Genomic DNA, 26951 nt, shown 5'->3' with positions numbered 1-26951 from the left:
CATGCCCCGCCTTCACACCGTCAGAAACCTGATCCTCGGCGCCCTTGTGGTGGCGGGCCTTCTTTATCTGGCCGTGGCCGGTCTGGTGTACGTCAACCAGCGCAGCCTGATGTACTTTCCCGATGCCGAGCGGTCAGCCCCCGATGCGGCCGGTCCAGCCATCCAGGTCGTGGAGATCGCCACGGACGACGGCGAGCGGCTGGTCGGCTGGTGGCTGCCGCCTCAGGAGGGCCAGCCGACCCTGCTGTTCTTCAACGGCAACGCCGCTGGGCTCGCAGGCCAGCGCGGCCGCTGGCGGCGCATCGCCGATCAGGGCCTGGGCTTTCTGGCGATCGGCTATCGCGGCTATGACGGCTCGACCGGCTCCCCGTCCGAGGCGGGCCTGCACGAGGATGCCCGCGCCGCCTGGGACTGGCTGGCCGCCCGCACGGACACTGCCGACATCGTCATCCACGGCTTCTCACTGGGCTCCGGAGTGGCCACCCGACTGGCGACCGAACGGCCGGCCCGCGCCCTGATCCTTGAGGCGCCCTATACCTCGACCGCCGATGTTGCGGCCCGCTCCTACCCCTGGCTGCCGGTGCGCTGGCTGATGAAGGATCAATACCGCTCGGCCGACATCATCGATCAGGTCGACATGCCTATCCTCATCCTGCACGGCAACGTCGACGAGGTGATCCCCTACGATCTGGGCCGCACCCTCTATGACCGGGCGCCGGCTCCCAAACAGTTCATCCGCATGATCGGCTCGAACCACAACACGCTCGTCCGCGACGGCGGCTATGATCACATCTGGCGCTTCCTCGGCCTGACCCCCGTGGGGCCCTCGGCGGCGCCGGGCCATCAGGCCGATGTCGAAATCCTGCGCGAGCGCCGCCCCGCAGCCACACCGTCCAAAGCCCCATGACCCCCGCCGACATCATCGCCCTGCTGGACCTTCAGCCCCATCCCGAGGGCGGCCACTATCGCGAGACCTTCCGTGACCCGCGCACCGTCGACGGGCGCTCGGTCGGGACGGCCATCTACTTCCTGCTGTGTGTCGGTGAGCGGTCGAAATGGCACCGCGTCGACGCGACCGAGATCTGGCACCACTACGACGGGGCGCCGCTGGCACTCGATATCGACGGCATCGGCCGCCTGATCCTCGGCCCGGACGTCAAGGCCGGCCACCAGCCCCAGATCGTCGTCCCGACCGGCAGATGGCAGGCCGCCGAAAGCCTCGGCGACTGGTCCCTGGTCGGCTGCACCGTCGCCCCCGGATTCGAGTTCGCCGGTTTCGAAATGGCGGAGGACCCGGACGGTCCTCCTCCGTCAACGTCGGTTATGTAATCGACGTGTCGACGTTCCGTCGCAGCATCCCCACGGAAGCGTCGCTGCACGGACACTGACGCTGGCTACACGCTCATCCACTGTTCAACGGGGATGGCGTCATCATGAATATCCGGTTCCGGTCCACTCTGCTTCTGACCAGCGCGGCCGGCGCGCTCACGCTCTCGGCGGCACCGGCTCTGGCCCAACAGGCCGATCCCGTGACCCAGCTGGACGAGATCGTCGTCACGGCCCAGTTGCGCGCCCAGGACCCGGTCGAGGTCCCCTTCGCCCTGACCGCCTATTCGGGCGAGCGCCTGCAGCAGCTGGGCCTGCAGGACTTCGAGGCCCTGTCGGCCTTCGTGCCGGGCTTCCTCGTCCAGAACCAGTCGCCCAACAACCCCGGCTTCGTGATGCGCGGCATCACCTCCGACGACGGCGCGGCCACGACCGAGCCCCGGGTATCGGTGTTCCAGGACGGCGTGTCGATTTCCAAGGCGCGCGGGTCCTTCGTCGAACTGTTCGATCTCGAGCGGGTCGAGGTGGCCAAGGGCCCGCAATCGACGCTCTACGGCCGGGGCGCCCTGATCGGGGCGGTCAATCTGGTCCAGAACCGCGCCCGCCCGGGCGTGACGGACTCGGCGGCGTCGATCTGGGCCGGCAACTACGGTTCGGTCGGGGCCGAACTGATGATCAATGCCCCCCTGGGGGACTCGGTCGGGCTGCGCTTTGCCACCCGGCTGAAGCGCATGGACGGCACGGTCGAAAACCTGCTGGGCGGACCGGACTACAACAGCGTCAACACCCAGGCCTATCGCCTGGGCCTGGCGTTCGAACCCAACGATACCTTCCGCTTCGACGTGATCGCCAACTATCAGGTCGACGACACCTCGGGCACCTCGTTCAAGTCGATCGCCTACAATCCCGCTGACCCCGTCACCGGTGCGGTGCTGGGCGGGCGCGACCCGTGGGACGGCGCGGCCCTGACGTCCACGGCCGATTTCGACGGCGGCAAGGTGCTGGGCCTCGACCGCGAGGTCTGGGGTGTCACGGGTCTGGGCCGGCTGGAGCTGTCGCCGTCGCTGACGCTCAACTCGACCAGCGCCTATCGTCGCTTCGACTCGTACGAGACGTTTGACGCCGACGGCGTCTCCCTGCCGATCCTGTCCGCTGCCGAAGAGGCCTTCGGCGAACAGTGGAGCCAGGACCTGCGCCTGAATTTCGACAACGGCGGCCGTGTATCGGCCTTCGTCGGTGGCGGCTGGTTCCGCGAGGAAGGCTATCAGCGCACCCCCACCCAGTTTGACGAGCGCATGGCCCTGGCCCAGCTGGCCGGCCTGCTCGACGGCAATCCCGCCGCCGTGGGCACCAACACCCTGCCGGCTTCGGTCTATGGATCGTCAGCCCTGCTGAACCCGATCCTGTCCGCCTTTGGCCTGCCGGGTCCGGCCATTCCCGGCATCGCCGCCAATCTCAAGCCGGCCCATATCGAGACCGCCACGAACAGCAGCGAGCTGACCTCGTGGGATGTGTTCGGGGACCTGACCTTCCGCCTGACCGACCGGTTCGAGGTCTCGGGCGGGCTGCGCTACACCCGCGATGACAAGACCACCGGCTTCGCCAGCGAGCTGAACAACGGCCGCTCCATCCTCGGCGGCCTGCTGGCCGTGCAGCAGGTCCAGGCCCAGATCGCCACCCTGATCGCCATCGGCACGCCCGAAGCCCTGACCCAGGCCGCGGCGCTGGGGGCCTTCGCCAATGGCGTGGTCGGCGGGCTTGCCACCCCGGGGTCGGTCGGCCTGCCGCCGTCGGCGGGTTTCCCGCCCTTCGGCCTGACGTCACAGCCGACGCCGAACAACGGCGACTTCGTCTATGGCGATCTGGAGGACGACGGCATGACCTGGCGGTTCACCGCCCGCTACGCCGTCTCGGACGATGCCAGCCTCTATGCCAACTATGCCCGCGGGCGGCGTCCCAAGGTGCTCAGCGCCCGCTCGCCTTCCACGCCTCTGGGCAACCCCACCTTCACCGAGGTGGATGCGGAAACGGTCGACAGCTTCGAACTGGGCGCCAAATACGCCTCGGCCGACGGGCGGCTGCAGCTGGACGGTGCCGTCTACCGGTACGACTACGAGAATTTCCAGACGACCATCCAGGACGGCACGCGCTTCATCGTGACCAATGCCGGCGAGGCCAGCGCCTGGGGCTTCGAGGGCCAGGTCGCCTTCCTCGCGACCGACACTGTCGAGCTGTTCGGCACCTATGGCTACAACCACTCGCGGTTCGAGTCCGGCATCTACGACGGCAACCGCTTCCGCCTGTCGCCCGACCACATGGCGTCCATCGGCGCCGTGTGGACCCTGCCGGTCCGCGGCGGCGCGTTCGAGGTGCAGCCGACCTGGACATGGCAGTCCAAGGTCTTCTTCAGCGACGACAACGACATCCCCGCCCTGCAGGTGTCCAACTTCGTGCCGGACACCATGCAGGATGAGTTCCAGGACGCCTACGGCCTGCTGAACCTGCGCATCCGCTTCCAGCCCGACTCGCGCAACTGGTCGCTTGAGGCCTATGGCGAGAACCTGCTGGACGAGGAATACGTCAAGGACGCCGGCAATACGGGCGACGCCCTCGGCATGCCGACCTTCATCGCCGGGCGCCCGATGACCTGGGGCCTGTCGGCCCGCCTGCGCTACTAGGAGACCGCCATGAAGATCGACCGCCGCAGCCTTCTGGGCCTGTTCGGGGCGGGGACGGCGTCCTGTGCCACGACCCCCGATCTTGTGTCCGCTGCGGCGGTCGATGTGCGGTTCGACCATGGCGTGGCCAGCGGGGACCCGGCCCCCGACTCGGTCGTGCTGTGGACGCGCGTGACGCCCCCCGCCGGTTTCGACGCCACCCTGCCGGTGGCCGTGGCGATCGGCGCCTCGCCCGACCTCTCCGATGCCACGATCCGCACCCTGACGACCGGGCCCGACCGGGACTACACCGTCAAACTCGTGGCCGGGGACCTCCAGCCGGGACGCGACTACTGGTTCCAGTTCCGGGTGGGCGAGGCGACCTCCCCCCTCGGGCGGACGCGCACCCTGCCGGTCGGGGCCACCGCGCGGCTCGATCTGGCGGTGGTCTCCTGCCAGCTTCACCCCGGCGGCCTGTTCAACGCCTATGACGCCATTGCGGGCCTCGAGGCGCTGGACGCCGTCGTCCACCTCGGCGACTACATCTACGAATACGGCGCCGGGGATGGCGCCTACGGCATGGCCACCGGTCGCCGGCTGGGCCGCATTCCCGAGCCGCCCCACGAGATCGTCACCCTGGCCGACTATCGCCTGCGCCATGCCCAGTACAAGTCGGACCCCGACCTTCAGGCCGCGCACGCCCGCGCGCCCTTCATCTGCGTCTGGGACGACCACGAGGTTGCCAACGATACCTGGATGCACGGGGCCGAGAACCATCAGCCCGCGACCGAGGGCGACTTCGATGCGCGCAAGGCGGCGGCGCTGCGCGCCTACTACGAATGGATGCCCATCCGCGAGGCCGCGCCCGGCACCCTGCCCGAAGCCATCAACCGCACCTTCGACTTCGGCGATCTCGCCAGCCTGATGATGGTCGAGACCCGTCTGATGGCGCGCACCCCGCCGCTCAGCCACGGCGATCTCGAATTCGTGCCCGGTTCCGACGGCACGCCCGTCCCGGACCTTGAGGCCTTCATGGCCCGGCGCAACGATCCGTCCCGCGAACTGCTGGGCGCGGGCCAGCGCGCCTGGCTCAGGCAGGAACTGACCCGCTCGCGGAGCGAGGGCCGCCCCTGGCAGATTCTCGGCAACCAGGTGGTGATGGCCCGGGTGCGGGGCCCCGACGTCTCGACCCTGATGCCGCCCGCCCAGCTCGAGGCCGTGCTGGCCGGCCTGGAGCCCGAGATCCGGGCCCGGGTCGAGAGCCTGATCGCCCTGTTCAAGCTGGACGTGCCCTTCAACCTCGACGCTTGGGACGGTTTCCCCGCTGCACGGGAGCGCCTGTATGCCCTGTTCCGCGAGGCCGGTGTCCAGCCGATCGTGCTGGCGGGCGACAGCCATGCCTTCTGGGTGAACGAGCTGCATGACGAGGCCGGCCAGCGGCGCGCGGTCGAGTTCGGCACCAGCGCCGTGTCCAGCCCGTCCCCGGCCGATGCGCTGGGTGGCATTCCGCTGGGCCTGGCCCTGTCGATGGTCAATGACGAGGTGCGCTTCTGCGATCAGGCGTCAAAGGGCTTCGTCCTGATGACGCTGACGCCCGACCACGCCGAGGTGGCCCTGATGGGCGTATCGACGATCTTCGCCAAACCGTACGACCTGAAGCCGGTCAAGCGCTACCATCTCCCGCGCGAGACGGGGGGCCTCGGCGCGCTGACCGAAGTCTGACCGGCGCGCCCTACGGCGTGTCGTAGTCGACGCCCGGCCCGTAATAGGTGTCGAAGAACGGCTTCATGTGCGTCTCGTAGCGCTTCCACGCGGCCTTGGACGAGGCATAGAGCGGCTGGCGCACCTGGGCGAAGCTGGCGGTGGTCACGGCCCGGTCGGTGGCGTGGAAGTCGCGCACCTGATCTTCCCATTCCAGTCCGGCATGGTCGAGGATCCGCCGCATCCAGGTGTCCGGATCGTCGACCAGCTGCTCATAGGGCACGGTCAGCAGGGTCTCGGGCGGCAGCACCTTCGTCCAGTGCTCATGCAGCCGGTCCTCGCCCTTGAAATGCCGGGCGATGTCGGTGAGCGAGCGGGTCCAGTCGGCGCCCTTCACGAACCGGGTGCGGAAGCAGGACCAGGCGATCCCTGCGGGATGCCGGCGCAGCCAGATGAATTTCGCATTGGGCAGGCACTGGTGGATCAGGCCCAGGAACCGCGTCTGGTTGAGCGTCTTGTCGATCACCCGGCCCTCGGTGCCGAACCGCTCGTCCATCAGGTGGAGATAGGCCGCGCCGATCCGCGTGGCGAGAGTCTCTCCGCCCGGCCGCGCAAAGGCGGCACGGACGGCATCGGGCGTATAGCCCTGCACCGACATGGCCGCGTGGCGGAACAGATTGACCTCGGCCCCGTCGTGCACCGCCGAATGGCTGACCAGAATCTGCTCGACCAGGGTCGTGCCCGACCGGGGCAGGCCCAGGATGAAGATCGGCCGGTCGCTGTCGACGGCGCTCTTCGGCAGACTGTCGATGAAGGCGCGGTCATAGCCCTTGACCACCTGATCGACGAACATGTCTGACTGGTCGGCATTGAAGGTGCTGTCCGGCATCTGCAAACGCCCCGCCTCGGCAAAGGCGGCGAACGCCTTGTCGGTCTGGCCGGTGTCGTCATAGGCCTTGCCGAGGGCATACAGCAGCACCACCCGGTTCAGCCGGCGCTCCGGGGCATGGCCGATCCGCGCGGCCAGGGCCTCCATGGCCGGAATGTCCGGATCGTCGGCCGTGAACTTCTTGATGCCGGCCAGCACCGCCCAGGCGTTCTCGGCCCCCAGCGCCACGGTCGGCAGGTCCAGGATGCGTCTCAGATTGGCGATCGCCGCTTCATTGTCCCCGAACTGCACCTGACAGGTCGCCAGAAAATGCAGCGCCGCCGGATCGTTCGGCCGTTCGCGCACCAGCGCCTGGGCCTCGCGCAGGGCTTCTTCCGAGCGTCCGTTCTGGCTCAGCAGATTGGCATAGGCCTGACGCGACTCCGGCGTGGGCGCTGCGGCGATGTTGCGGCGTGCGGCCGTCAGAGCGATCGAGACCTCGCCCATCGTCGCCGCCAGCCGGGACACCGAGGCCCATTTGGTGCCGATCGGCGGATTGGCGGCGATCGCGCGCGACAGCTTGTCGGCGGTCGTATCCCGGTCGCGGGCCTTGAAGGCCTCGACGGCCTCATTGATCAGTCGCGCGCCATCCTGGGGGGCCGTCGTCATGCAGGTCTGTCCTCCGTAAGCCGCAGAGGGCTAGCGGCCCCGGCCCCGGATCGCAAGCATGCTCCCCGATCAGGCGGCCATGGCCGGGATCCAGTCGTGCTGGTCGCTGATGCCGGGGGTCCAGTGGGCCTCGTCCCACAGCTGGTCCTCGACCGTATAGCCGGCGCTGGCCGACAGGCTGATCACATCGACGACCTGCTCTTCCTGACGGTCCCAGATCACCGCCAGATCGCTGCACCCTTCCGCGTCGCACGGAACGGTCAGATAGCGGTCGGCCAGGCGGGTGGGTCGGGCGGCGGGGGCGGACTGGAACATGGGTCTGATCCTCGTTGGCGGGGGCCGGATCGCTCCGGCGCTTGATGACAAGGATAGATTGGCGCACACATACGTCAGAAACGGTCGTATCAATCCGGAGCCCCCATGCGCCACGACAAGGCCGCGATGATTCTGGACCTGGCGCGTCGCATGGCCGCCAGCTCCGAAGGCCTGTCGCTGGACGAGATGGCCCGTGATCTGGCCGTCAGCCGCCGCACGGCCGAACGCATGCGCGACGCGGTGCTGATGACCTTTCCCGCCGCCGAGGAGGTGTCCGACCCGCCGCACAAGCGCTGGCGCATCCGCGGCGGCCTGTCGGCCTTTGAACAGGCCCCGACCGCCGGTGAGCTGGTCGAGCTGGCCAAGGCGGCCTCGGCCCTCCGGCTGTCGGGCGAGCCCTCGCGGGCCTCGGCGCTGGAATCGCTGGAGCGCAAGCTCAAGTCGGCCATGCGCTCGACCACCCTCAACCGTCTGGCCCCGGACCTCGAGGCCCTCGTCCGGGCCGAGACCATCGCCGTCCAGGCCGGCCCCCGCCCCACGGCGGACGAGGCCGAACTGACCCCCATCCGCCACGCCGTGCTGGCCGAGCGGCCGCTGGGCTTTGTCTACAGCCGCCCCGGCGCCCCCTCCCGGCGACGCATCGTCACCCCCTGCGGCCTGATGTTCGGCCGGGCCAACTATCTGGTCGCCGCCGACCGCGAGAGCGGCCGCATCCAGACCTTCCGGCTCGACCGGATGAGCGCCATCACTGTCGAGGAGGGCACCGCCCGCCCGCCCGAGGGCTTCGACCTCCAGGCCTTCGCCTCGCGCTCCTTCGGCATCTACCAGGACGAGGTCGAGCAGGTGGAACTGCGGGTCCTGCCCGAGGGCGCGGACGAGGCCCGCGCCTGGCGCTGGCACCCGACCCAGTCCTTCGAGGACCAGCCCGACGGCTCGGTGATCGTCCGCTTCACCGCCTCGGGCATGCGAGAACTGGCCTGGCACCTGTTCACCTGGGGCCATCAGGTCCGCATCCTCGCCCCCGACCGCCTCAGGACCGCCATGGCCGAGGCGCTGGAGGCCGCCCAACAGGCCCTCGATCCGTCCCAAGCATGACCAAAGCATAAGGTGACGCCGGCAATGGCAACGCTAGGGTGCCGCCCACTATCGAGAGGGACCTCCATGCGCACGCTGTCTGCCGCAACGGCTCTGGCCGCCTTCCTGACGCTGGGCGCCTGCGCCCCGACTTCGCCGCTCGCCCCGGCCGCGCTCGCCGAGGCCGATATCCCCGGCGCCGATGTGTCCGTCACGCGCGACGGCGAGCAATGGACGGTCGACTACACCTTCAGCGAGGACGCCCCCGTCTGGGCCTTCATCCGCTCGTCGCTGCTGATGGAGTCGCGCCAGCCCTGGCGCCCGGCCGACTGGACCGTCGTCACCCCCGGTGTGGTGCTGGAACGCGTCGGCCACCTCGACGTCCTGCGCAGCGTCGACGGCGGTCCCGTGCCCCGTCAGGTCCGGCTGCAACTGGCCCCCCGCAATCATAATCTCGAGGCCGACTATCCGGTGCTGGCCTTCACCGACGGCTCGGTCGCCCTGTTCTCCGGGGCCTTCGATGTCTTCGCCCTGCCGTCGCTGGAGGTCGCCCGCGACCTGCCCGAGGACCTGAACGGTCAGGACATCGCCATCCGCAACGCCCGCATCACCTGGCGGGATCGCAGCGGCCCGGTGCTGGTCCAGGGCGAGCGCCGGCGCGAGGCCGTGACCGAGGACGGCACCCTGTACGTCCTGTTCGGCCAGACCCGCATGAAGGAGGCCGAGCGGATCGTCACCGTCGCCGATCCCCGGCTGCCCGCCTGGATCAGCACAGAGATCGAGGGCTGGGCGCCCGGCGTCGCGGACTATTACGCCCGCCGCCTCGGCCCCGGCCAGACCGACCGCCCGACCATCATGGCCAGCTGGGGCGGCCCCACCCCGGGCCTGCAGAGCATGAGCGGCAGCGTCCTGCCCGGCCTGATCGTCATGAGCTTCGAGGGCATCGGCAATGTCGAGGCCTCGCCCCGGTCCCAGGCCCAGATCCGCTGGTTCATCGGCCATGAGAGCGCCCATTTCTGGCTGGGCCAGACCGTCCGCTATGAACGCTCCCGCGACTCCTGGATCACTGAGGGCGGGGCCGACCTGATGGCCGTGCGTGCCACAAAGGCGCTCGACCCCTCCTACGACGCGCTGGGCATGCTGCAGGAAGAGGTCGACGACTGCGCCGTCCTCGCCGTCCGCCCGATCGAGGGCGCGGCTGCCCTGGGCGATCACCGCGCCTTCTACGCCTGCGGCGCTGTCTTCGCCCTCGTGGCCGAACGCGCCCAGCAGCGCGCCACCGGCGGCGACTGGTTTGACTATCTCCGGCCCCTGATCGACGCCAACCGCGAGGACGGCGTCCTGACCCGCGCCGAATGGCTGGACCACCTCGACGTCGTCTCCGGCGACCCGACGCTGCGGGCCCGTATCGAGGTCTTCCTCGACTCCGGCACCCCCGACCCCGTCACTGCCCTCGCCGACCTGCTCCACGCCGCCGGCGTCCCCCACCGCGTGGAAGAGGGCAGGGTGGTTCTGGAGTAGGGGCAGAAAAAGGGGCTCGGCTAGCGGACCGCTTCCGCGGTCATGGGGGCGGGGCGGCCTGCAGAAATCCCATATCGCTCCTGCCACCCGGCGACGGTGGCTGCGCGCTCCGCCTCGGTGCCCCCGTTGTAGATGAAGCCGAAATGCTCGCCTGTGATCTGGTTGAGTACGGCTGCTAGGGCGTCGACCATCAGATCGGGGCCGTAGAGCCGCACATCTTCAAACGCACCGGGCGCGTTCTCGAGGGCAAGGACCGACCATGGCAACGGGCGTCGATCATCCATGAGGGCCACGAGTTCCGGGACGGCCTCAGGTCCCATGGCAATCAGCTGGTCAAACAGTGCCTGCTGCCGGGGGCCGCTGGCCCTTCCGGCGGGAAGGGCCGCAATCTCCTCGACGATCTGCCGTACGTCGGATCGATGGGAGGCAACAGGCATGTTCCACGAGGGCTGTGTCGCGCACCCTGCGAGGGGCGTGCCCAAACAGACCAGGGCTGCCGCGATACTCGCCAGTCGTCCCATAGTGACCTCCGCCACAAATTTCCCCGGCGACTCCACCACAGGCAGCCCCGCGCGTCCATCTCGCTCCCTCCGACCGATTCTGACGCACCCGCGTGCCAGCGTCCCCGGCATGACACAGGCTGCTCCTTCTTCCTCCGCCCCCGACGACGTCTGGAGCGTCGCGCGTGAGGCCTATCTGGCGGGGTCGACCGCCGCCATGGTCTGTCGCGAGCTGGCGCTGCCGCCGTCGACCTTCTGGCAGCGCGCCGCGCGTGAGGGGTGGCTGCGCCGTGACCATCCCCGCCGGGCTGCGCCCCTTCCGCCGCCCGCGCCGGTCGATCTGGACGCACCAGTCGACGATATGTGGACCGCGCTCGACAAGGTCTGGCACCGCATCTGCGCCGCGCTGGATGCGGGCGATGCGGCGGGCGCCGCGCGCTGGACGCGGGTCCATGCCCAGCTGAAGGCGACGGCCGTCGCCGAGGGCCGGGCCGAGGCTGCCGACCGGAGGCGTGCCGCCCATGAGCAGAGCCTCGACGCCCTGCGCTCCAGTCAGGCGGTCATGCGCGCGGCCGAGGCCCAGCTGGCCGCCGTGCGCGCCGCCCGTGCCGCCCCGGATATGGAGAAAGTGGAGTCTGATTTGCCGGACTCTGACTCCCGCCCGCTGAACCGCGCCGAACGCAGACGTTTGCGGAAACGGGGAGGCCCCTGACACTTGGGAAACCTGACACTCAAACTCTGTCGGCTCAGCCCCTGCTGCCGGCTGCCGACACCCCCGTCAGGGCCAGCATGGCCAGCACCGGAGCGATCAGGGCATTGGCGCCGAACTGGGCGAAGCCGGCCGCCCCCAGCACCGAGCCCGCCAGAAGGCCCAGCCAGAGCAACAGATAGGGCACCCAGCCGAGGCGCTCCCCGCCCCACAGTGCCACGGTGATCCGCTTGCCCAGCTTCACCAGTGTCCCGGTCATATAGGTCAGTCCGACGCGCACCTCTCCGTCCTCGGCAAACACCGTGTTCTGCGCGCCCATGGCCAGCGCCAGCGGGATCGCCGCGAGGATGTCCAGCCCCAGCCAATGCAGGACGAGCGCCAGCGTCAACAGCGCCGTCACGAGGGCGAGGGTCGCCGGTTCCTTGTGCGCTCTGGCCAGCCGCCCGACGCTGGCGCCCACGATCACGCCCAGCACAAAGGTCAGGATCAGCCCCCCGGCGACCACGGCGGCCCGGCTTCCTTCCTCAAGGCCCACGCCCAGCCGGGTCGAGTTTCCGCTCATGAACGACACGAAGAAACCGCCGGTCATCAGAAAGCCGATCACATCGACGAACCCGGCAACGGCGGAAAAACAGCCGGCCATGATCCGGGTGCGCGGGTCGAGCTGGATCATGGCCTCACCCCGCTTGGAACGGATAGGGACTGACCGACTTGGTCCAGTCGTCGACGGCCAGCGCCCGGTCCAGCGGGGGGGCCGCGCGTTCGGCGCAGGGGTGGCGAAGGCACAGCCGGCAGGCCGGGCCGATCGGCGTGACCTCGGGCGCGGTCAGGTCCAGCCCCCGGGCATAGGTCAGCCGGTGCGCATGCTTCAGCTCGCACCCCAGGCCGATGGCCAGGTCCTGTCCTTCGGTGAAGGCATCATGCCCCTGCCGGTCGACTGTGCGCGCCAGGGTGAACCAGCGCCCGCCCTCCGGCGTCTCGATGATCTGGGTGACGATCCGGCCCGGGGTGCGAAAGGCCGAATGCAGCCGCCAGCGGGGGCAGGCTCCACCGAACCGCGAGAAGGGAAAGGCGCCGGAAGCATAGCGTTTCGAGATATTGCCCGCCTGGTCGACCCGCATCAGGAAGAAGGGCACCCCTCGTGCCGTGGGCCGCGACAGGGTGGTCAGCCGGTGCGCCGCCTGTTCGAACGACACGCCGAATCGCGCCGTCAGCCGCCCGAGGTCATAGGCGGTATCCTCCGCCGTCGCCTGAAACGGGCCGTAGGGCATCAGGGTCGCGGCCGCGAGCGTATTGGTCAGCGACACCTTCAGCAGCCGCCGGGTCGCCTCGTCCGGGGGACGCGCCGCTTCGGTCATCGCCTCCAGCTCGGCCCCGTGCTCGCTCAAGGCCAGCTGATAGGCGACGGCAAAGGCCCGCGACGACGGCCCCAGCGTCTCCGACAGCAGCAGCCGCCGCCGGTGCGGATCGAACCGCCGCGTCCACTCGACCATCACCTCGGCCGGCATGACCCGGACGGTCAGGTGATGCCGGGCCACCAGCCGGGCGCGCGCCGCCGCCTCAAAGCTGTCGTGGGCCCCGCCCGCCGGGTCGAACAGGGCGGCATGAAGCGCCTCGCCCAGCGTATCCAGCTCGGCGAAATAGTTGTTCCGGGACTGCACATGGTCCCGCACCCAGTCGGACGGCGTGCCCGTCTCGATACCGCCGTGCTCGGCCTCGATCCGCGCGCGACCACGCTGCTCGGCCAGCGAGCGGTACAGACGGATCAGGGCCTCGGCCGCCCCCGGCAGGTCCTCGCCCAGCTGCAACATCTCGTGGCGCGGCACACTGATGCCAGCGAACAGGGGGTCGGCGAACACCTCGGCCAGTTCGGCCTCGCCCACTCCACCCTGGTTCAGGGCGCGCAGATCGACGTCATAGGTCTCGGCCAGCCGCAGCAACAGCTGCGCCGTCACCGGCCGCTGATTGCGCTCTATATGATTGAGATAGCTGGGCGAAACGCCCAGATCGGCCGCCATGGCCGTTTGCGTCAGGTCCAGCTCGCGCCGCAACCGCTTGAGGCGTCCCCCCAGAAACAGCTTGCGATCAGAGGACTCGGCCATGGCCGCAGTCTGTCACAGTATGACCGAGGAGCAAGTGTCATGATGTGACAAACTGTCTATAATGCGACGGGCCGGCATGTATCAATCATGACCGTCGCGTGTTTCCTTCCTCGCAACCGGTGGCGACCGCCGCCTGCATTCGAGACGAGGGGATTCCCATGACCACTTTCGCTGACCTGGTGCCGTCGCCCAAGGGCCGCTTCGACGGGATCGAGCGTCCCTACACGCCCGAGGATGTCCTGCGCCTGCGCGGCTCGGTGCCGATCACCCACACCCTGGCCGAGCGCGGCGCCAACCGCCTGTGGGAGCTGCTGCACACCGAGCCCTACATCAATGCGCTGGGCGCGGTGACCGGTAACCAGGCCATGCAGATGGTCCGCGCGGGCCTCAAGGCCATCTATCTGTCCGGCTGGCAGGTCGCTGCCGACGCCAACACCGCCGGCGCCATGTACCCGGACCAGTCGCTCTATCCCGCCAATGCTGCGCCGGAACTGTGCCGCCGCATCAACCGCACCCTGCAGCGCGCCGATCAGATCGAGCATGCCGAGGGTGGGGCCAAGCGCGAGTGGTTCGCCCCGATCGTCGCCGATGCCGAGGCCGGCTTCGGCGGGCCGCTAAACAGCTTCGAGATCATGAAGGCCTTCATCGAGGCGGGCGCCGCCGGCGTCCACTTCGAGGACCAGCTGGCCAGTGAGAAGAAGTGCGGCCATCTGGGCGGCAAGGTGCTGATCCCGACCCAGGCGCACGAGCGCAATCTGGTCGCCGCCCGTCTGGCCGCCGATGTCATGGGCACGCCCACGATCACCGTCGCCCGCACCGACGCCGAGTCGGCCCAGCTGATCACCTCGGACGTTGACGAGCGCGACCACCCCTTCATCAATCGCGAGGATCGCACGCCCGAGGGCTTCTTCCGCCTCAAGCCCGGCACCGGCCTCGACCACTGCATCGCGCGCGGGCTGAACTACGCCAAATACGCCGACCTGCTGTGGTGGGAGACCTCCCACCCCGACCTCGACGATGCGCGCAAGTTCGCCGAGGCCATCCAGAAGGCGCACCCCGGCAAGCTGATGGCCTACAACTGCTCGCCCTCCTTCAACTGGGAAGCCAAGCTGGACAAGGAGACCATCGCCAGGTTCCAGCGCGAGCTGGGCGCCATGGGCTACAAGTTTCAGTTCGTCACCCTGGCGGGCTTCCACAGCCTCAACAACGGCATGTTCGAGCTGGCCTCGGGCTACCGCGACCGCGGCATGGCGGCCTATTCCGAGCTCCAGCAGCGCGAATTCGCCAACGAGGCCTCCGGCTACACCGCCACCCGTCACCAGCGCGAGGTCGGCACCGGCTACTTCGACCAGGTCGCCACCGTCATCTCGAACGGACAGTCCTCGACCACGGCGCTCAAGGACTCGACCGAAACCGCCCAGTTCGTCGCCGCCGAATAAGGAAGGACCCCACCATGGAACCGATCAAATCCACCGACGGCATCATCGACTTCTGCCTCGCCCCGCTCAGCCTCGACACGGGCTCGGAAGCCGAGCGCGAGGTGCGCCGCCGGATGACCCACGTCATCCGCACGCTTCAGGCCAAGCTGGCGGCCCCCGTGGCCGTCGACTTCTCCAACATGCCCTCGCAGGTCATCAACGAAGCCGCCCACGGGTATGAATGACTGATCCTCCCCCGACGCGAAGCTTCGGGGGAGGGGGACCACGGAGTGGTGGAGGGGGCGGAAACCGGACGCCGACGGGTAGAGGTCGCCCCCTCCACCCCCCTTCGGGCGGTCCCCCTCCCCCGTGAAGGACGGGGGAGGATCTTTTAGCTGAAGGCGAACAGCAGCCGCCCTTCGCCCATCCGCTCGCGCAGGGCCGGCAGGTCGGCGTGGGCCACCGAGAAGCAGCCATACGACCGGCCCAGCTTGCCCTCGCGCTCCAGGAAGTCCGGGTCGGCATAGTCGGCGCCGTGCACGATAATGGCCCGTTCGCGCGCCTTGTCGTTCGAATACTCCAGACCGTCCAGCAGCACATTGGGGCCCTGCTGCGGGCCCGAGCTCGCACCGGCCGTCACATAGGACCCGACCGACGACATATAGCTGTCCGGCGTGTTCGAGAACGCGCGCGGCACGCCCGTGTGCTCGGGGTCCGAACCCCGGCCGTGGCTGGTGCGCATGGCGGTGACCGTGCCGGCCAGCAGATCGACCTCATAGAGGCGCGGCAGGGAGGAGTGCACCTTGAAGTCGACCAGATACATGCGGTCGCGCTGCGGGATCTTGCGGTGGTGGATGTCCAGCGCCGCCATGGCGCGGTCCATGACTTCCTTGCGGACCAGGCCCCGGGGATCGAGCGGCGCGGGGTCCAGCTGCACCAGGCTGGCGGTGTCGACGACCGGCGCGGGGGCCGGGGTCGGCATGACCAGCGGCGTGGCCAGGTCGGCGGTCTGGCTGACGGCGGAAGAACATCCGGCCATCAGGGCCGAGCCGCCCAGGATCAGTCCTCGTCTCGATATCCGCATATGACGCCCTGTTTGCGGTTCAACGATGATGTCCGGTTGTTTCAAATCCATACGGCCATAGCAACCTGAGCCTTGGCGAAACCTGACAGGAGCCTATGGTGCAAATCGCATACCGGGGAGGGGACCATGCGCACATTCCTGATGGCTCTGGGGCTGTATCTACTGTCGGCCCTGCCGGGCGCCGCCCAGCAAGCGACGACACCGGCTGATCTTTCGCCCGATGGGGGAACGACGTTCGTGCAGGTCGGCCGGATGCTGGCCGATCCGGGAACTGGCAGAATTCTTACGGATAAAACTTTGGTGATTACGGACGGGCGCGTGGTCGAAATCCGCGACGGCTTCGTCGGTGAGGGCCAGCAGGGCCGCATCATCGACCTGCGTGACGCCTTCGTCCTGCCGGGCCTGATCGACAGCCACGTGCATCTGACCAGCCAGCAGAGCCCCACCGGTCGACTGGATGCCGTCACCCTGTCGACCTCCGACCGCGCCATGATCGGCGTCCGCCACGCCCGGCTGACACTGATGGCCGGCTTCACCACCGTGGCCGATCTGGGCGGCCCGAACGAGGCGGTCTTTGCCCTGCGCGACGCCATCCGCCGCGGCGACGTGGCCGGGCCGCGCATCATCGCTGCCGGGTCGTCGGTCTCGGTCCACGGCGGCCATGGCGATGCCAATGGCTATCGCGACGACATCCTGCACGTCCTGTCCTCGCCCAGCATCTGCTCGGGGCCCGACGACTGCATGCGGGCCGTCCGCGAACAGGTCCGCTCCGGCGCGGACATCATCAAGATCACGGCCACCGGCGGCGTCCTGTCCAACACCGCCGCCGGACTGGGCCAGCAGTTCACCGAGGATGAGCTGGCCGCCATCGTCGAGGTCGCCCACCGCATGGGCCGTCAGGTCACCGCCCACGCCCACGGCGCCGACGGCATCAATGCCTTCCTGCGCGCCGGTGGCGACTCGATCGAGCACGGCACCTACCTCGACGACGAGTCGATCCGCTTGATGCGCGACGGCGGCGCCTGGCTGGTCCCGACCCTGATGGCCGGGGACTATGTCGCCCGCGTCGCCTCGGGGCCCGACAACTTCTTCACCCCGGCCCAGACGGAAAAGGCCTTGCAGGCCGGTCCCCTCATGCTCGACATGGCGGGTCGCGCCCATCGCGGCGGCGTCCGGATCGCGTTTGGTACCGACTCGGGCGTCTCGGCCCACGGCGACAATGCGCAGGAGTTCGCCCTGCTGGTCCGCGCCGGCCTGACCCCGCTGGAGGCCATCCAGACCGCCACCGTCAACGCCGCCGAACACCTCGGCATCGCCGATCAGGCCGGCCGCATCGCCCCCGGCATGCCCGCCGACCTGATCGCCGTCCGCGGCGACCCGCTGGCCGACGTCACCGTCCTCGAACACGTCACCTTCGTCATGAAGGGCGGGGTGGTGTACCGGGACGACCGCTGATGAGGAGCGCCGTTCGGGCGATGCTGGCCATTGCGATGTCCGTCGCCCTCTCATCCTGCCTCTTTGAGGCCTTCGGCTTCGTGCACGACCAGCCGCTCGCAGGTCCCTACCGGCTCGTCGCGGTGGATACGCGCGAGGACATGACCGTATGCCGCTCGCTGGAGGGGGGCAACTGTTCGGGTGACGGACTGCCGGATCGTACGGTCTTCGCGGCCGGAGCGAACGACCGCTATCTGGTGATCGCCCGACATCCGTCGGTCTTCTCCGAGCCGCTGAACAAGGCGGTCACCGAATACTATGTCGTGGAGCGCAGCCCCGACGAAGCCGATCCGGCATCACGGCCCGACGTGTTCGGCCCGTTCGACCAGGCGGAGTTCGACGCGCGTGTCCGCGAACTCTCCCTGCCGGAGTTTACGATCGTCTTCGACGATCTGCGCTGATCAGCCGCCGCAGGCCCGGGCCAGCAGGGCATCCAGCGCCGCCGCGTCCTCGAAGCGGGCCCGCACCGGCCAGGCGCTGACCCGGTCACGCCATTCGGGGGGCAGGCGCACCCAGTCCTTCTCGGTCGTCACCAGACCGGCCTGGAACACCGCCGCCCGCTCGGCCAGGGCCTGAAGCTCGCCTTCGGAATAGGCGGCGTGGTCGGCGAAGGGAGCAAAGTCGACCAGGTCGCAGCCGGCGGCCTTCAGCGACCGCTCGACCTTCCACGGCTTGGCGATGCCGGCAAAGCCCATCTGCGGCCCGGCGGGGGGAGGGGCGGCGGGCTCCAGTCGCGCGATCAGCACCGGCAGGGCGCCGAAGGTCGCCACCAGCTCCGGATCGGGGGTCTCAAGGTCGGCGGGCATCAGGATGACGACGGCATCGGCCCGGGCCAGCCCCGTCGCCAGCGGCTCGCGCATGGGGCCGGATGGAAACACCGCCCCGTCACCGAACGGCCATTCGTCATCGCGGGTCTCGCCGTCAACGATGATCAGGCTGAGGGTCTTGGCCAGTGTCGGGTTCTGGTGGGCGTCGTCCAGCACCAGCGCCTCGGCCCCGCCCGCCACGGCCGCGTCGGCGCCGGCCGCCCGGTCGCGCGCGATCCAGGCGGGCGCGACCTGCGCCAGCATCAGCGGTTCGTCGCCCACGTCTTCCGCTGTGTGTGCGGCGGGGTCGACCTGAACGGGCCCTTCCAGCTTTCCGCCATAGCCGCGCGACAGGGCATGGGCCGCCACCCCCCGCGCCTTCAACCGCTCCAGAAGGGCCAGCGCCACCGGCGTCTTGCCCGACCCGCCGACCGTCAGATTGCCGATCGAGATCACCGGCACGCCCGGGTCGTGCGGCACGGTCCGGGCCATCCGCCGCGCGGTCGCCGCCGCCCAGATCCACGAGACCGGCCGCAGCAGCATCCGGGGCAGCACGCCATATTTGCGGTCGCGGCGGTACCACCAGCGCGGGGTCGAGATCTTCATCGGCGGCCTCCGGCAGGGGGCAGCAGCGGCGCCATCGCCTGCCACAGAAGCTCCAGCCCGCCGTCGGCGCTGGCTGCGGCCTGCTCGGCCTGTCGCCCGATCTGACGCGCCTGATCCGGGTCGGCCAGCAACGCCGCCACCCGGGGCGCCAACTGCGACAGGTCCGTCAGCATCTCCAGTCCGCCGGCCTCGACCATCGCTCCGGCGATGCTCCAGTTGCTCATGTCCGGCCCGGTCAGGGTCGGTCGCGCCAGCCGCGCGGGCTCCAGCGGATTGTGGCCGCCCACCGGTCCCTGACCGATCAGCGGACCGAAGGCGCCGCCCAGCACCACCACCTCGGCCAGCCTCAGGAACAGGCCCATCTCGTTCAGGGTGTCGGCCAGATAGACCCGGGTGTCGGGGCCGGGGATCTCGCCCCGCGACCGCACCGCGACCGCCAGGCCCAGCGCCGCCATATCAGCCTGAATCGTGCCCGAGCGCTCGGGGTGGCGCGGTACGACGATCAGGAAGGGCAGGGGATCGAGCGTCGCCAGCCTCTGGACCAGCGCGGCTTCCTCGCCGTCATGGGTGCTGGCCAGCACCACGACCGGCCGGTCGCCGATGGCCTGGCTGAGCCGGTCAAACGCCTTGCGGTCGAACGGCAGGGGCGCCCCCACCAGCTTCAGATTGACCCGCCCGTCGTCCCGGCCGCCCAGGGCGCGAATACGTCCGGCCGACGCCTCGTCCTGCGGCAGGATGCGGGCAAAGGCATCCAGCAGCGCCCTCGCCGACGCCGGGCGCTTCTTCCAGCCCTCGGCCGTATGTGCCGTGATCCGCGCGCTGGCCAGCATCAGGGGAACGCCCCGCTCCTGCACCTCGAGGATCAGGTTCGGCCACAGCTCGCTCTCGACGAACAGGGCCAGCGAGGGCCGCCAGTGGTCCAGAAACCCGGCCACGGCCCCCGGCGTGTCGACCGGCGCATACTGGTGGATCACCCCCTCGGGCAGCCGCTGGGTCATCATCCGGGCCGAGGTCAGGGTGCCGGTCGTCACCAGTACCGACAGGTCCGGACGCCGTTCACGCAACAGGGCGATGACCGGCAGCAGGGACAGGCTCTCGCCCACGCTGATCGCATGCATCCAGACCAGCGGCCCGTCCGGCCGCGCGACCCCGGCCTGGCCCAGCCGCTCGCCCAGCCGAGCCGGATCCTCCTTGCCCCTGCGCGCCCGCCCCTCCAGCACCCGGGGCGCCAGCGGCTGCAACAGCCGGGTCAGCAGGCGATAGGTGCCGAGCAGCAGGCTCACGGTCAGACCCGCTCCAGACCGGTGATTGCGTCCGCCCGCGCCTCGACGGCGGTCAGCCGCTCGGTCCAGTCGGCGGTCACCGCCTCCATGTCGCCGTCCTCGGGCCAGTGGGCCAGGTCCCAGACGATCGCGCCCTTGCCGAAGGGCAGGGGCACCAGCGCCCGGTCCCAGGTTCCCAGCCGGATCGCCGGCTTGCACGACAGGCCGATGAACAGCGCCGGCGCTCCGGACAGTTTCGCCAGCAGCGGCAGGCCCTGCGCCATCTCCCGGGCCGGTCCACGCGGGCCGTCGGGCGTGATGGCCAGCGCCCCGACCTTCAGCTGCTTCAGCCCGTCGCGCAGGGCCTGGGTCCCACCCTTGGCCTGCTTGGCCTTGTCCTTGTTCGACGACGATCCGCGAATGGCCGGAAAGCCCAGCCGGGCGACCGCGCGGGCGATGAACTGTCCGTCGGCCGACAGCGAGATCAGGGCCTTGGCCGGCTGGGCCCGCTCCAGCGGCCAGCACGCGGGCGACAGGGCGATGCGCGAATGCCAGAACACCGCCAGCGCGCCGCCACCCTTTGCCCAGACCGCCTCGGCCTTGTCCTGATCCTCATGGGTCCAGCGGATGGTGGCAAAGCAGAAGGCCATCCACCGCGCCAGCAGCCAGGCCAGCAGGCCCTGGATCACCGGATTGCGCAGCGGCCTCACGCCGGGGTCTCCGCCGGCTGCCCGTCCAGCGCCTGACTGCGGGCGAGGCGGGCATACAGCCCCTTCTGCGCCACCAGGTCGGCGTGACGGCCCTGCTCGACCACCCGGCCCGCCGAGATCACATAGATGCGGTCGGCATTCTGCACGGTCGACAGCCGGTGGGCGATCATCAGGGTGGCCCGGCCCTTCATCAGCCGCTCCAGCGCGGCCTGCACCAGCGCCTCGCTTTCGGTGTCGAGCGCACTGGTCGCCTCGTCCAGCAACAGGATCGGCGCGTCCTTCAGGAAGGCGCGGGCGATCGCCACCCGCTGCCGCTGACCGCCCGACAGGCGCAGGCCGGCTTCCCCGGCCCGGGTCTGATAGCCGTCGGGCAGGGCGGTGATGAACTCATGCGCGGCCGCCGCCCGGGCCGCGGCCTCGATCTCGTCCTGCGAGGCGCCGGGCCGGCCATAGGCGATATTGGCCGCCAGCGTATCGTCGAACAGGAAGGGCTCCTGCGTGACCAGCGCGATCCGGTCGCGCAGATCGGTCAGCTTCAGCGCGCGGATATCGCGCCCGTTCACGGTCACCTGACCCGCCGTCACATCATAGAAGCGCGGCAGCAGGCTCAGGATCGTGCTCTTGCCGCCGCCCGACGGCCCGACCAGCGCCACCGTCTCGCCCGGCCGCACGACCAGATCGACCCCGGACAGGGTCGGCGCGCTGCCCGCCTCCAGCGGACCGTAGGCGAACGACACCCCCTCCAGAGCGACCGTCACCGGCCCGTGGGGCAGGGGCGCGGCATCCGGCGCCTCGCGGATCTCGGGCTCGATATCCAGCGCCTCGAACAGGCGCGATGCCGCGGTCAGCCCCTCGGACATGACGGTCTGCAGATTGGTCACCTGACGCAGGGACTGACCCGCCGCCATCAACAGGCCGATGTAGGCGGCAAAGGCCCCGACGGTCATACCGCCCTGACGCGCCTGCCACCCGGCATAGGCCATGACGGTGGCGACGATGATCATGGCCACCAGATTCGACAGCGGTCCGGCAAAGGCGCGCGAGTCCGCGCTCTTGATCACATGGCGCTGGCGCCGGGCCACGACCTCGCCCACCCGCGCCTGTTCGGCATCCTCGCGGTTCTCCAGCTTGATCAGCCGGACCCCGTCCAGATTCTCCATCAGCGCCGTCGACAGATTGCTGGTCTCGACCATGGCCCCCGTCGTGGCCTTCCGCATGCGCTTGCCGAAGCGCCGGATGACAAAGGCGATCAGCGGCGCGCCCAGCAGCACGATCAGCGTCAGCCGCCAGTCGGTCCAGGCCATATAGGCGATCACGGCGATCAGGGTCAGGCCGTGCTGGGTATAGTTGACCATGCCGTTGGTGAAGGCTTCCCGCACCAGATTGGCATCGAACAGCACCGACGAGACAAAGCCGCCCGAATGCTGCGACCGCAGCCGCGCCAGATCGGCCCGGATCATGGCCCCGAACAGCTTGACCTGGATGTCGCCGACGATGCCGTGGCCCAGCCGGTTGACCAGCGCCGCCTGTCCCAGGGCGGCGATCGTCCAGATCAGCCCGGCCCCGATGATGATGGCCGGAATGCCGACCAGCGCCCGGTCGGGCGGCACGGTGACCACGCCCCAGATCGTCACGGGCTTGCCCAGGAACAGGCCGTCGATGGCCGGCTCCAGCAACTGCAGCACCGTGGCCGCCATGATCCCGACGACGGCCGCGCAGACCAGTGACAGGCCCAGCGCCCCGTTGTGCCGGGACAGATAGTCCCGCCACACCCGGCCCAGAAGCGGGCGGGCGGGTTTCCGGGTCTCGGAAGCGGCGGGTGCGACGGGCGCGGACATGCCCTCTCGGTCGTCTGATGCCCCGGGCAAGTCAAGCGTCTGGCGAAATTGCATTGGTGCCTTTCCCGGCGAAAGGCTATCTGCCCCGCATGTCGCGCCCTGATCTGTCCACGCGCTGGGGTCGGTTCAAGACCCACCTGTCCTACTGGCTGGAGGACCATGCCTTCCTGCGCGTGGCCTTTTCCAACGCCCACTGGCTGGGCCCCGATCTGGTCCGCACCAACCAGCCCTCACCCGCCCAGCTGGCCCGCTGGAAGGCCAAGGGCATCAATACCGTCATCAATCTGCGCGGCGCGCGGGATGAGGCCTATTACTGGCTGGAGAAGGACGCCTGCGAGCGGCTGGGCCTGACGCTGATCGACGCCCCGCTGGATTCCCGCGACGTGCCGGGTCCCGACCGGGTCCACCGCGCAAAGGCCCTGTTCCAGACGATCCAGTATCCGGTGCTGATCCACTGCAAGTCGGGTGCCGACCGGGCCGGCCTGATGGCGGTCTTCTATCGCCATTTCCACCTCGGCGAGCCGATCTCCGAGGCCATGGGCCAGCTGTCCAAGAAGTATCTGCACAGCCGCGAGGGCCTGACCGGCGTGCTGGACTTCTACCTCGAGAAATACGTCCACGAGATCGAGCCGCAGGGCATCGGCTTCCTCGAATGGGTCGACAGCCCCGGCTATGACCCCAAGGCCATCCGCGCCGAGTTCAAGGCCGGCTGGTGGGGCACCCTGCTGACGGAGCGCTTGCTCAAGCGGGAGTAGGGCCCGCCGCAGGGCTAGTCCGGAAGCGAGACGCGCATATCCCATCCCCACGTCACGCTGACGATGCGCAGGGGTTCGAGGCCGGAAAGCGCGACCGTGAGGGTCCATAGATCGCTGGAATGGATGTCGCCGCCCAGCACCAGGACCCGGCACTCATGGTCATTCGGACAGTCGTCCCGTGTGGCCCTGACGTGGGTGAGGTCACCGAGCTCAAGCACCGCCAGACCCTCCCCCCGCGTCGGACACCGGTCGGGGTTCCCGCAGTCCCATGGCACGCGCTGCCCGGTCCGCGCGTCGACCGCCAGGGCCTCGATGATCTGTCCGGCCAGCCAGGCCGTGTCGGCATCCTCCGCCTCTATGTAAGCGGCGCGCCCTGCGCCCCACTGAGAGCAGGCGATGTCCTGGTCGATCTGCCGGGCCTCAGCGGTCCCGTCGCGGCGTTTCGGCTCGATGGCCCTGAGGGCATAGATCGTTCGGGACACAATTTGCGTGGCGCGCGGGATGCCGTCACCGCGGTCAGGCCCGATGGAAATCGAGAAGCGGTCTTGCTCGCAAACGCCGGGCGCGTTCTGCGACGCTCGCATCCGTGTTTCGCCACGAAGACCGATGCCGTCCCCCGTCTGGTACGAGGGGCCGGACCACAATTCGGTGTTGGCTTGAAAAGCGCGCAAAACGTCGTCGATCGACGGCTCGTTCGTATGCTCCTGGGCCTCAGCGGGCGTCGCCAGCAGGGCGACGGAAAGCAGCAACACGCCCAGCAGCAGGGCACGATCCAGCAGCGAGCGGCGGATCAGGATTGCCGTCTCGCCCATCGCGTCAGCCCCACGGACCGCCTGAGCCACCGCCCTCGGCGCGTTGCTGGGCTTCCCGGCGGGCCCTGCGGTCGGCCTCCCACTGTTTGAACCAGCGGCGATAGTTGCGCTCGCCCCGCATGACGAACAGCCAGTAGACCAAGCTGGCCGAAAGCAGCACCAGGGCGAACAGCTGCTGCGTATCCAGGGTCTGTCCGAACAGGGTCATCGCACGTCTCCGCCGTGAGCCGTCAAAGGTCTCACGAACCCGGTCGCGACGCCAGTGCGGCTCAGTGCGCGTCGCCGCGCGGGTCGATCATCCGGTGCGCATGCAGGATGAAGTAGCGCATGTGGGCGTTGTCGACGGTCGCCTGGGCCTTGGCCTTCCACGCCTTCTTGGCTTCCTCATAATTGGGGAAGGCGCCGACGAAGTCGATCTTCGACAGGTCGCGGAACACGGGGGCGTCCAGGTGACGCAGTTCGCCGCCGATCACCAGATGCAGCAGCTGATCGGGGGACTCGACGGTGGTCTTGGGCGTATCGGTCATGGGCGGCTGGCCTGCAGGCAGGCCTCCTGATGCAGGGGAGGGGTCAACTGGCCCGGGGGATAGCCCCGGTTCGCTCCAGGATCAACGGGTGCAGGCCCGGTGCCGCGCAGACCAGACTGGCCTGACGCGGGTCGGGCCGGTTGAAGCGCCAGTCCTCACCCAGATGGTCGGTCACGATCGCCCCGGCCTCGCGCGCGATCAGGGCGCCTGCCGCGACGTCCCAGTCCCACTTGGGCGTCAGCGCCACTGTAGCGTCAAAGGCGCCTGCGGCGACTAGCGCCATCCGATAGGCCAGGGCGCTGCGCTTTTCGAACCGCATGGGTGGCCAGGGTGTCACCCACTGCGGCCCCTGAAGCATCTGGGCGCTGGCCAGCAGGGAGGCGTCCTCCAGGGCATCGGTGTCGCTGGCCCGGATGGCGGCACCGTTCATCCGCGCGCCACCGCCCGCCGTGGCGACGAAGATCTCGCTGCGCTCCGGCACATGGATGACGGCCGCCACCGGCTGTCCGTCCTCGATCACGGCGATCGGAATGCACCACCAGGGACGGTTGGCGATAAAGGCCTGGGTGCCGTCGATCGGATCGACGACGAAGATACGCCGGTGCTTCAGCCGCTCGGGGCTGTCCGGCGTTTCCTCCGACAGCCAGCCATGATCGGGCCGTGCCGCCAGCAGTCGCTCCTTGAGGAAGGCATCGACCTTCAGGTCCGCATTGGTGACCGGTGACCCGCCCGGCTTGCGCTCGATCTCCAGCCCCCGCGCGCGCGCGGCCAGCGCCAGGTCTGCGCCCTCGCGGGCGGCCTCGACGATCAGGGCAAGGTCGGCGGCCAGATCGGTCATTTGCCGGCGACGGCCACCGCATCGAACAGCAGCGACGGGCTGTTGAACGACGACCGGAACTCCAGATCGCTGCCCGCCACCACCCGCATCCACAGCTGGCGCAGATTGCCGGCCACGGTCACTTCGCTGACCGGGTGAACGATCACGCCCCCCTCGAACAGGAAGCCCGAGACCCCCGCCGACCAGTCCCCGGTGTTGGGGTTCAGCGACGGCCCGAACATGGAGGTGACCAGCAGGCCGGTGCCCGCCTGACCCATCAGCCCGGCCAGATCGGCCTCTCCGGGCGTCAGGTGCAGGTTGTGCGTCGACACGCCCGACGGCCCGGCCAGCCCGCGCGAGGCATGGCCGGTGCTTTCCAGCCCCAGCTGCGCCGCCGCCGCCGTATTCATCAGCCAGGTGGTGATCACGCCCCGGTCGACCAGCGCCCGCTCGACGACTTCGACGCCCTCATCATCGAACGGGGTCGAGCCCAGACCGCGCGTGCGGAACGGGTCGTCGATCAGCGACAGATGGGCGGGCAGGACGGCCTCGCCCAGGGCGTCCTTCAGGAAAGAGGTCCCGCGCGCAATCGACGGGCCGGAAATGGCGCCCAGCAACGGCGACAGCACCTGGGTCGCGACCCGGTTCTCGAAGATGACCGGCAGGGTTTGCGAGGCGATCTTGCGGGCGCCCACCCGTGCCACGGCCCGCCGTCCGGCTTCGCGTCCGAGGGTTTCCGCCGCCGGCATGTCCGACAGATGCCGCAGGGTGCGGTGCTCGCCGCCCCGCTCCATCTGACCGTCCTTTTCGGCGATCACGCCGGCGCCGAGCGAAAAGGCCGTGCCGCGATACTGGCCGTCGAACCCGTGCGAGGTCACCAGCCGCCATGCGCTGCGCGAGGCCGAGGCATGGCCGCCTTCCGACCGCGCCACGCCCTCGACGTCCAGCGCTGCCGCTTCGCAGTCGCGCGCTGCTGCCTCAAGCGCTGCCGGCTCGGGGAAGTTGGCGTCGTAAAGGTCCATGTCGCGGAACGGCGCCCGGGCCAGCCGCTCTTCCGGGGCCAGGGTGGCATAAGGATCTTCCGGGGCCAGCCGCGCCATGGCCACGGCCCGCTCGATCAGCCGCGCCCGCGTCGGGGCTGACAGGTCCGAGGTCGAGACCGTCGCTTGGCGCTTGCCGATGAAGACCCGAAGGCCCAGGTCGTGCGCTTCCTCGCGCTCGACGTCCTCCAGCGCCCCGTCTCGCACGCCGACGGACAGCGAGGTCCGTTCCGAGGTCACCGCCTCGGCGGCGTCGGCCCCGGCCCGGAGGGCGGCACCGATCACATCATGGATCAGATCAGGGGAGGGAGCAGGGGAATCGGCCATGCCCCGATATGGC

The 26951-nt window shown here is 69.4% G+C and carries 27 protein-coding genes; 12 read left to right on the top strand and 15 right to left on the bottom strand.

The genetic code is table 11. The annotated features are described in order from the left end of the window. Position 1 precedes the first annotated feature (1 nt). From LC068_RS04855 to LC068_RS04840, 4 genes are all read left to right on the top strand, one after another. On the top strand, positions 2 to 907 hold the full coding sequence (locus LC068_RS04855) for an alpha/beta hydrolase (RefSeq protein WP_226634986.1): 906 nt from the start codon (positions 2 to 4) through the stop codon (positions 905 to 907). Beyond that, complete coding sequence (locus LC068_RS04850; protein WP_226634985.1) at positions 904 to 1329, top strand: cupin domain-containing protein; 426 nt, start codon at positions 904 to 906, stop codon at positions 1327 to 1329. Before LC068_RS04855 ends, LC068_RS04850 begins: the two co-directional genes overlap by 4 nt. Positions 1330 to 1433: 104 nt before the next feature. Beyond that, positions 1434 to 4004 carry a TonB-dependent receptor gene (locus LC068_RS04845; protein WP_226634984.1) on the top strand — a complete coding sequence of 857 codons (2571 nt, stop codon included), beginning with the start codon at positions 1434 to 1436 and terminating at the stop codon, positions 4002 to 4004. Positions 4005 to 4013: 9 nt separating this feature from the next. After that, complete coding sequence (locus LC068_RS04840) at positions 4014 to 5705, top strand: alkaline phosphatase D family protein (RefSeq protein ID WP_226634983.1); 1692 nt, start codon at positions 4014 to 4016, stop codon at positions 5703 to 5705. A gap of 10 nt (positions 5706 to 5715) precedes the next feature. Here the strand turns inward: LC068_RS04840 and LC068_RS04835 are convergent, their stop codons facing one another. Together LC068_RS04835 and LC068_RS04830 are read right to left on the bottom strand one after the other, a co-directional pair. Further along, positions 5716 to 7221 carry a sulfotransferase family protein gene (locus LC068_RS04835; RefSeq protein ID WP_226634981.1) on the bottom strand — a complete coding sequence of 502 codons (1506 nt, stop codon included), beginning with the start codon at positions 7219 to 7221 and terminating at the stop codon, positions 5716 to 5718. 69 nt (positions 7222 to 7290) lie between these two features. Continuing rightward, entirely contained in the window at positions 7291 to 7536 is a 246-nt protein-coding gene (locus tag LC068_RS04830; RefSeq protein WP_226634979.1) for a hypothetical protein, read from the bottom strand. A 105-nt stretch (positions 7537 to 7641) separates the two neighbouring features. Between LC068_RS04830 and LC068_RS04825 the strand changes: the two genes are divergently transcribed. Both LC068_RS04825 and LC068_RS04820 read left to right on the top strand, forming a co-directional pair. Further along, positions 7642 to 8631, top strand: coding sequence for a helix-turn-helix transcriptional regulator (locus tag LC068_RS04825; protein ID WP_226634977.1), 990 nt, complete (start codon positions 7642 to 7644; stop codon positions 8629 to 8631). A 66-nt stretch (positions 8632 to 8697) separates the two neighbouring features. After that, a complete protein-coding gene (locus tag LC068_RS04820; RefSeq protein WP_226634975.1) occupies positions 8698 to 10131 on the top strand; it encodes a hypothetical protein in 1434 nt (477 codons plus the stop codon). A 20-nt stretch (positions 10132 to 10151) separates the two neighbouring features. On the opposite strand, the gene LC068_RS04815 is transcribed toward LC068_RS04820, so the two are convergent. After that, the gene (locus LC068_RS04815; RefSeq protein WP_226634973.1) at positions 10152 to 10652 is read right to left on the bottom strand and encodes a hypothetical protein; all 501 of its coding nucleotides are present in this window, start codon (positions 10650 to 10652) and stop codon (positions 10152 to 10154) included. A 109-nt stretch (positions 10653 to 10761) separates the two neighbouring features. On the opposite strand from LC068_RS04815, the gene LC068_RS04810 reads away from it, so the two are divergent. Then, a complete protein-coding gene (locus LC068_RS04810) occupies positions 10762 to 11343 on the top strand; it encodes a hypothetical protein (RefSeq protein ID WP_226634971.1) in 582 nt (193 codons plus the stop codon). Between the two features lie 34 nt (positions 11344 to 11377). Here LC068_RS04810 and LC068_RS04805 read toward each other — a convergent pair whose 3' ends face one another. Both LC068_RS04805 and LC068_RS04800 read right to left on the bottom strand, forming a co-directional pair. After that, positions 11378 to 12013: a YoaK family protein gene (locus LC068_RS04805; protein WP_226634969.1), complete on the bottom strand. Its 636-nt coding sequence runs from the start codon at positions 12011 to 12013 to the stop codon at positions 11378 to 11380. Positions 12014 to 12017: 4 nt separating this feature from the next. Continuing rightward, on the bottom strand, positions 12018 to 13442 hold the full coding sequence (locus LC068_RS04800) for a helix-turn-helix domain-containing protein (RefSeq protein ID WP_226634967.1): 1425 nt from the start codon (positions 13440 to 13442) through the stop codon (positions 12018 to 12020). Positions 13443 to 13600: 158 nt separating this feature from the next. On the opposite strand from LC068_RS04800, the gene aceA reads away from it, so the two are divergent. Both aceA and LC068_RS04790 read left to right on the top strand, forming a co-directional pair. Then, positions 13601 to 14881, top strand: a complete 1281-nt coding sequence (gene aceA, locus LC068_RS04795; RefSeq protein ID WP_226634965.1) for an isocitrate lyase — start codon at positions 13601 to 13603, stop codon at positions 14879 to 14881. A 14-nt stretch (positions 14882 to 14895) separates the two neighbouring features. Continuing rightward, the gene (locus tag LC068_RS04790) at positions 14896 to 15105 is read left to right on the top strand and encodes a hypothetical protein (RefSeq protein WP_209116798.1); all 210 of its coding nucleotides are present in this window, start codon (positions 14896 to 14898) and stop codon (positions 15103 to 15105) included. Between the two features lie 146 nt (positions 15106 to 15251). Here the strand turns inward: LC068_RS04790 and LC068_RS04785 are convergent, their stop codons facing one another. Further along, on the bottom strand, positions 15252 to 15944 hold the full coding sequence (locus LC068_RS04785; protein WP_226634963.1) for a murein L,D-transpeptidase catalytic domain-containing protein: 693 nt from the start codon (positions 15942 to 15944) through the stop codon (positions 15252 to 15254). A gap of 126 nt (positions 15945 to 16070) precedes the next feature. On the opposite strand from LC068_RS04785, the gene LC068_RS04780 reads away from it, so the two are divergent. Beyond that, positions 16071 to 17399: a metal-dependent hydrolase family protein gene (locus LC068_RS04780; RefSeq protein WP_226634961.1), complete on the top strand. Its 1329-nt coding sequence runs from the start codon at positions 16071 to 16073 to the stop codon at positions 17397 to 17399. Further along, on the top strand, positions 17399 to 17839 hold the full coding sequence (locus LC068_RS04775; RefSeq protein ID WP_226634959.1) for a hypothetical protein: 441 nt from the start codon (positions 17399 to 17401) through the stop codon (positions 17837 to 17839). The genes LC068_RS04780 and LC068_RS04775 overlap by 1 nt, the downstream gene beginning before the upstream one ends. Here the strand turns inward: LC068_RS04775 and lpxK are convergent, their stop codons facing one another. The 4 genes from lpxK to LC068_RS04755 are packed head-to-tail and all read right to left on the bottom strand — an operon-like array spanning position 17840 to position 22660. Continuing rightward, on the bottom strand, positions 17840 to 18850 hold the full coding sequence (lpxK, locus tag LC068_RS04770) for a tetraacyldisaccharide 4'-kinase (protein ID WP_226634957.1): 1011 nt from the start codon (positions 18848 to 18850) through the stop codon (positions 17840 to 17842). It lies immediately after the preceding gene. Then, positions 18847 to 20133 (bottom strand): 3-deoxy-D-manno-octulosonic acid transferase, encoded by a 1287-nt coding sequence (locus tag LC068_RS04765; protein WP_226634955.1) that lies wholly within the window; start codon positions 20131 to 20133, stop codon positions 18847 to 18849. Before LC068_RS04765 ends, lpxK begins: the two co-directional genes overlap by 4 nt. Positions 20134 to 20135: 2 nt before the next feature. Next, complete coding sequence (locus LC068_RS04760; protein ID WP_226634953.1) at positions 20136 to 20822, bottom strand: lysophospholipid acyltransferase family protein; 687 nt, start codon at positions 20820 to 20822, stop codon at positions 20136 to 20138. Then, positions 20819 to 22660, bottom strand: a complete 1842-nt coding sequence (locus LC068_RS04755; protein WP_226634951.1) for an ABC transporter ATP-binding protein — start codon at positions 22658 to 22660, stop codon at positions 20819 to 20821. Before LC068_RS04755 ends, LC068_RS04760 begins: the two co-directional genes overlap by 4 nt. 89 nt (positions 22661 to 22749) lie before the next feature. On the opposite strand from LC068_RS04755, the gene LC068_RS04750 reads away from it, so the two are divergent. Then, positions 22750 to 23415 (top strand): fused DSP-PTPase phosphatase/NAD kinase-like protein, encoded by a 666-nt coding sequence (locus tag LC068_RS04750; RefSeq protein ID WP_226634950.1) that lies wholly within the window; start codon positions 22750 to 22752, stop codon positions 23413 to 23415. 14 nt (positions 23416 to 23429) lie between these two features. Here LC068_RS04750 and LC068_RS04745 read toward each other — a convergent pair whose 3' ends face one another. From LC068_RS04745 to LC068_RS04725, 5 genes are all read right to left on the bottom strand, one after another. After that, positions 23430 to 24227, bottom strand: a complete 798-nt coding sequence (locus LC068_RS04745; RefSeq protein WP_226634948.1) for a hypothetical protein — start codon at positions 24225 to 24227, stop codon at positions 23430 to 23432. 4 nt (positions 24228 to 24231) lie between these two features. Continuing rightward, positions 24232 to 24435 (bottom strand): hypothetical protein, encoded by a 204-nt coding sequence (locus LC068_RS04740; protein ID WP_226634946.1) that lies wholly within the window; start codon positions 24433 to 24435, stop codon positions 24232 to 24234. A gap of 61 nt (positions 24436 to 24496) precedes the next feature. Beyond that, positions 24497 to 24754, bottom strand: coding sequence for a DUF4170 domain-containing protein (locus tag LC068_RS04735; protein ID WP_226634943.1), 258 nt, complete (start codon positions 24752 to 24754; stop codon positions 24497 to 24499). A gap of 43 nt (positions 24755 to 24797) precedes the next feature. After that, on the bottom strand, positions 24798 to 25592 hold the full coding sequence (locus tag LC068_RS04730) for a 3'(2'),5'-bisphosphate nucleotidase CysQ (RefSeq protein WP_226634941.1): 795 nt from the start codon (positions 25590 to 25592) through the stop codon (positions 24798 to 24800). Further along, positions 25589 to 26938, bottom strand: a complete 1350-nt coding sequence (locus LC068_RS04725) for a TldD/PmbA family protein (protein ID WP_226634939.1) — start codon at positions 26936 to 26938, stop codon at positions 25589 to 25591. The genes LC068_RS04730 and LC068_RS04725 overlap by 4 nt, the downstream gene beginning before the upstream one ends. Positions 26939 to 26951: the final 13 nt, after the last annotated feature.

It is taken from the genome of Brevundimonas poindexterae, from assembly GCF_020524625.1.
In the GTDB taxonomy this organism is placed as follows: Bacteria; Pseudomonadota; Alphaproteobacteria; order Caulobacterales; family Caulobacteraceae; genus Brevundimonas; species Brevundimonas poindexterae_A.
The sequence above is the reverse complement of the archived record's forward strand: the minus strand, read 5'-3'. Positions and strand labels throughout refer to the sequence as shown.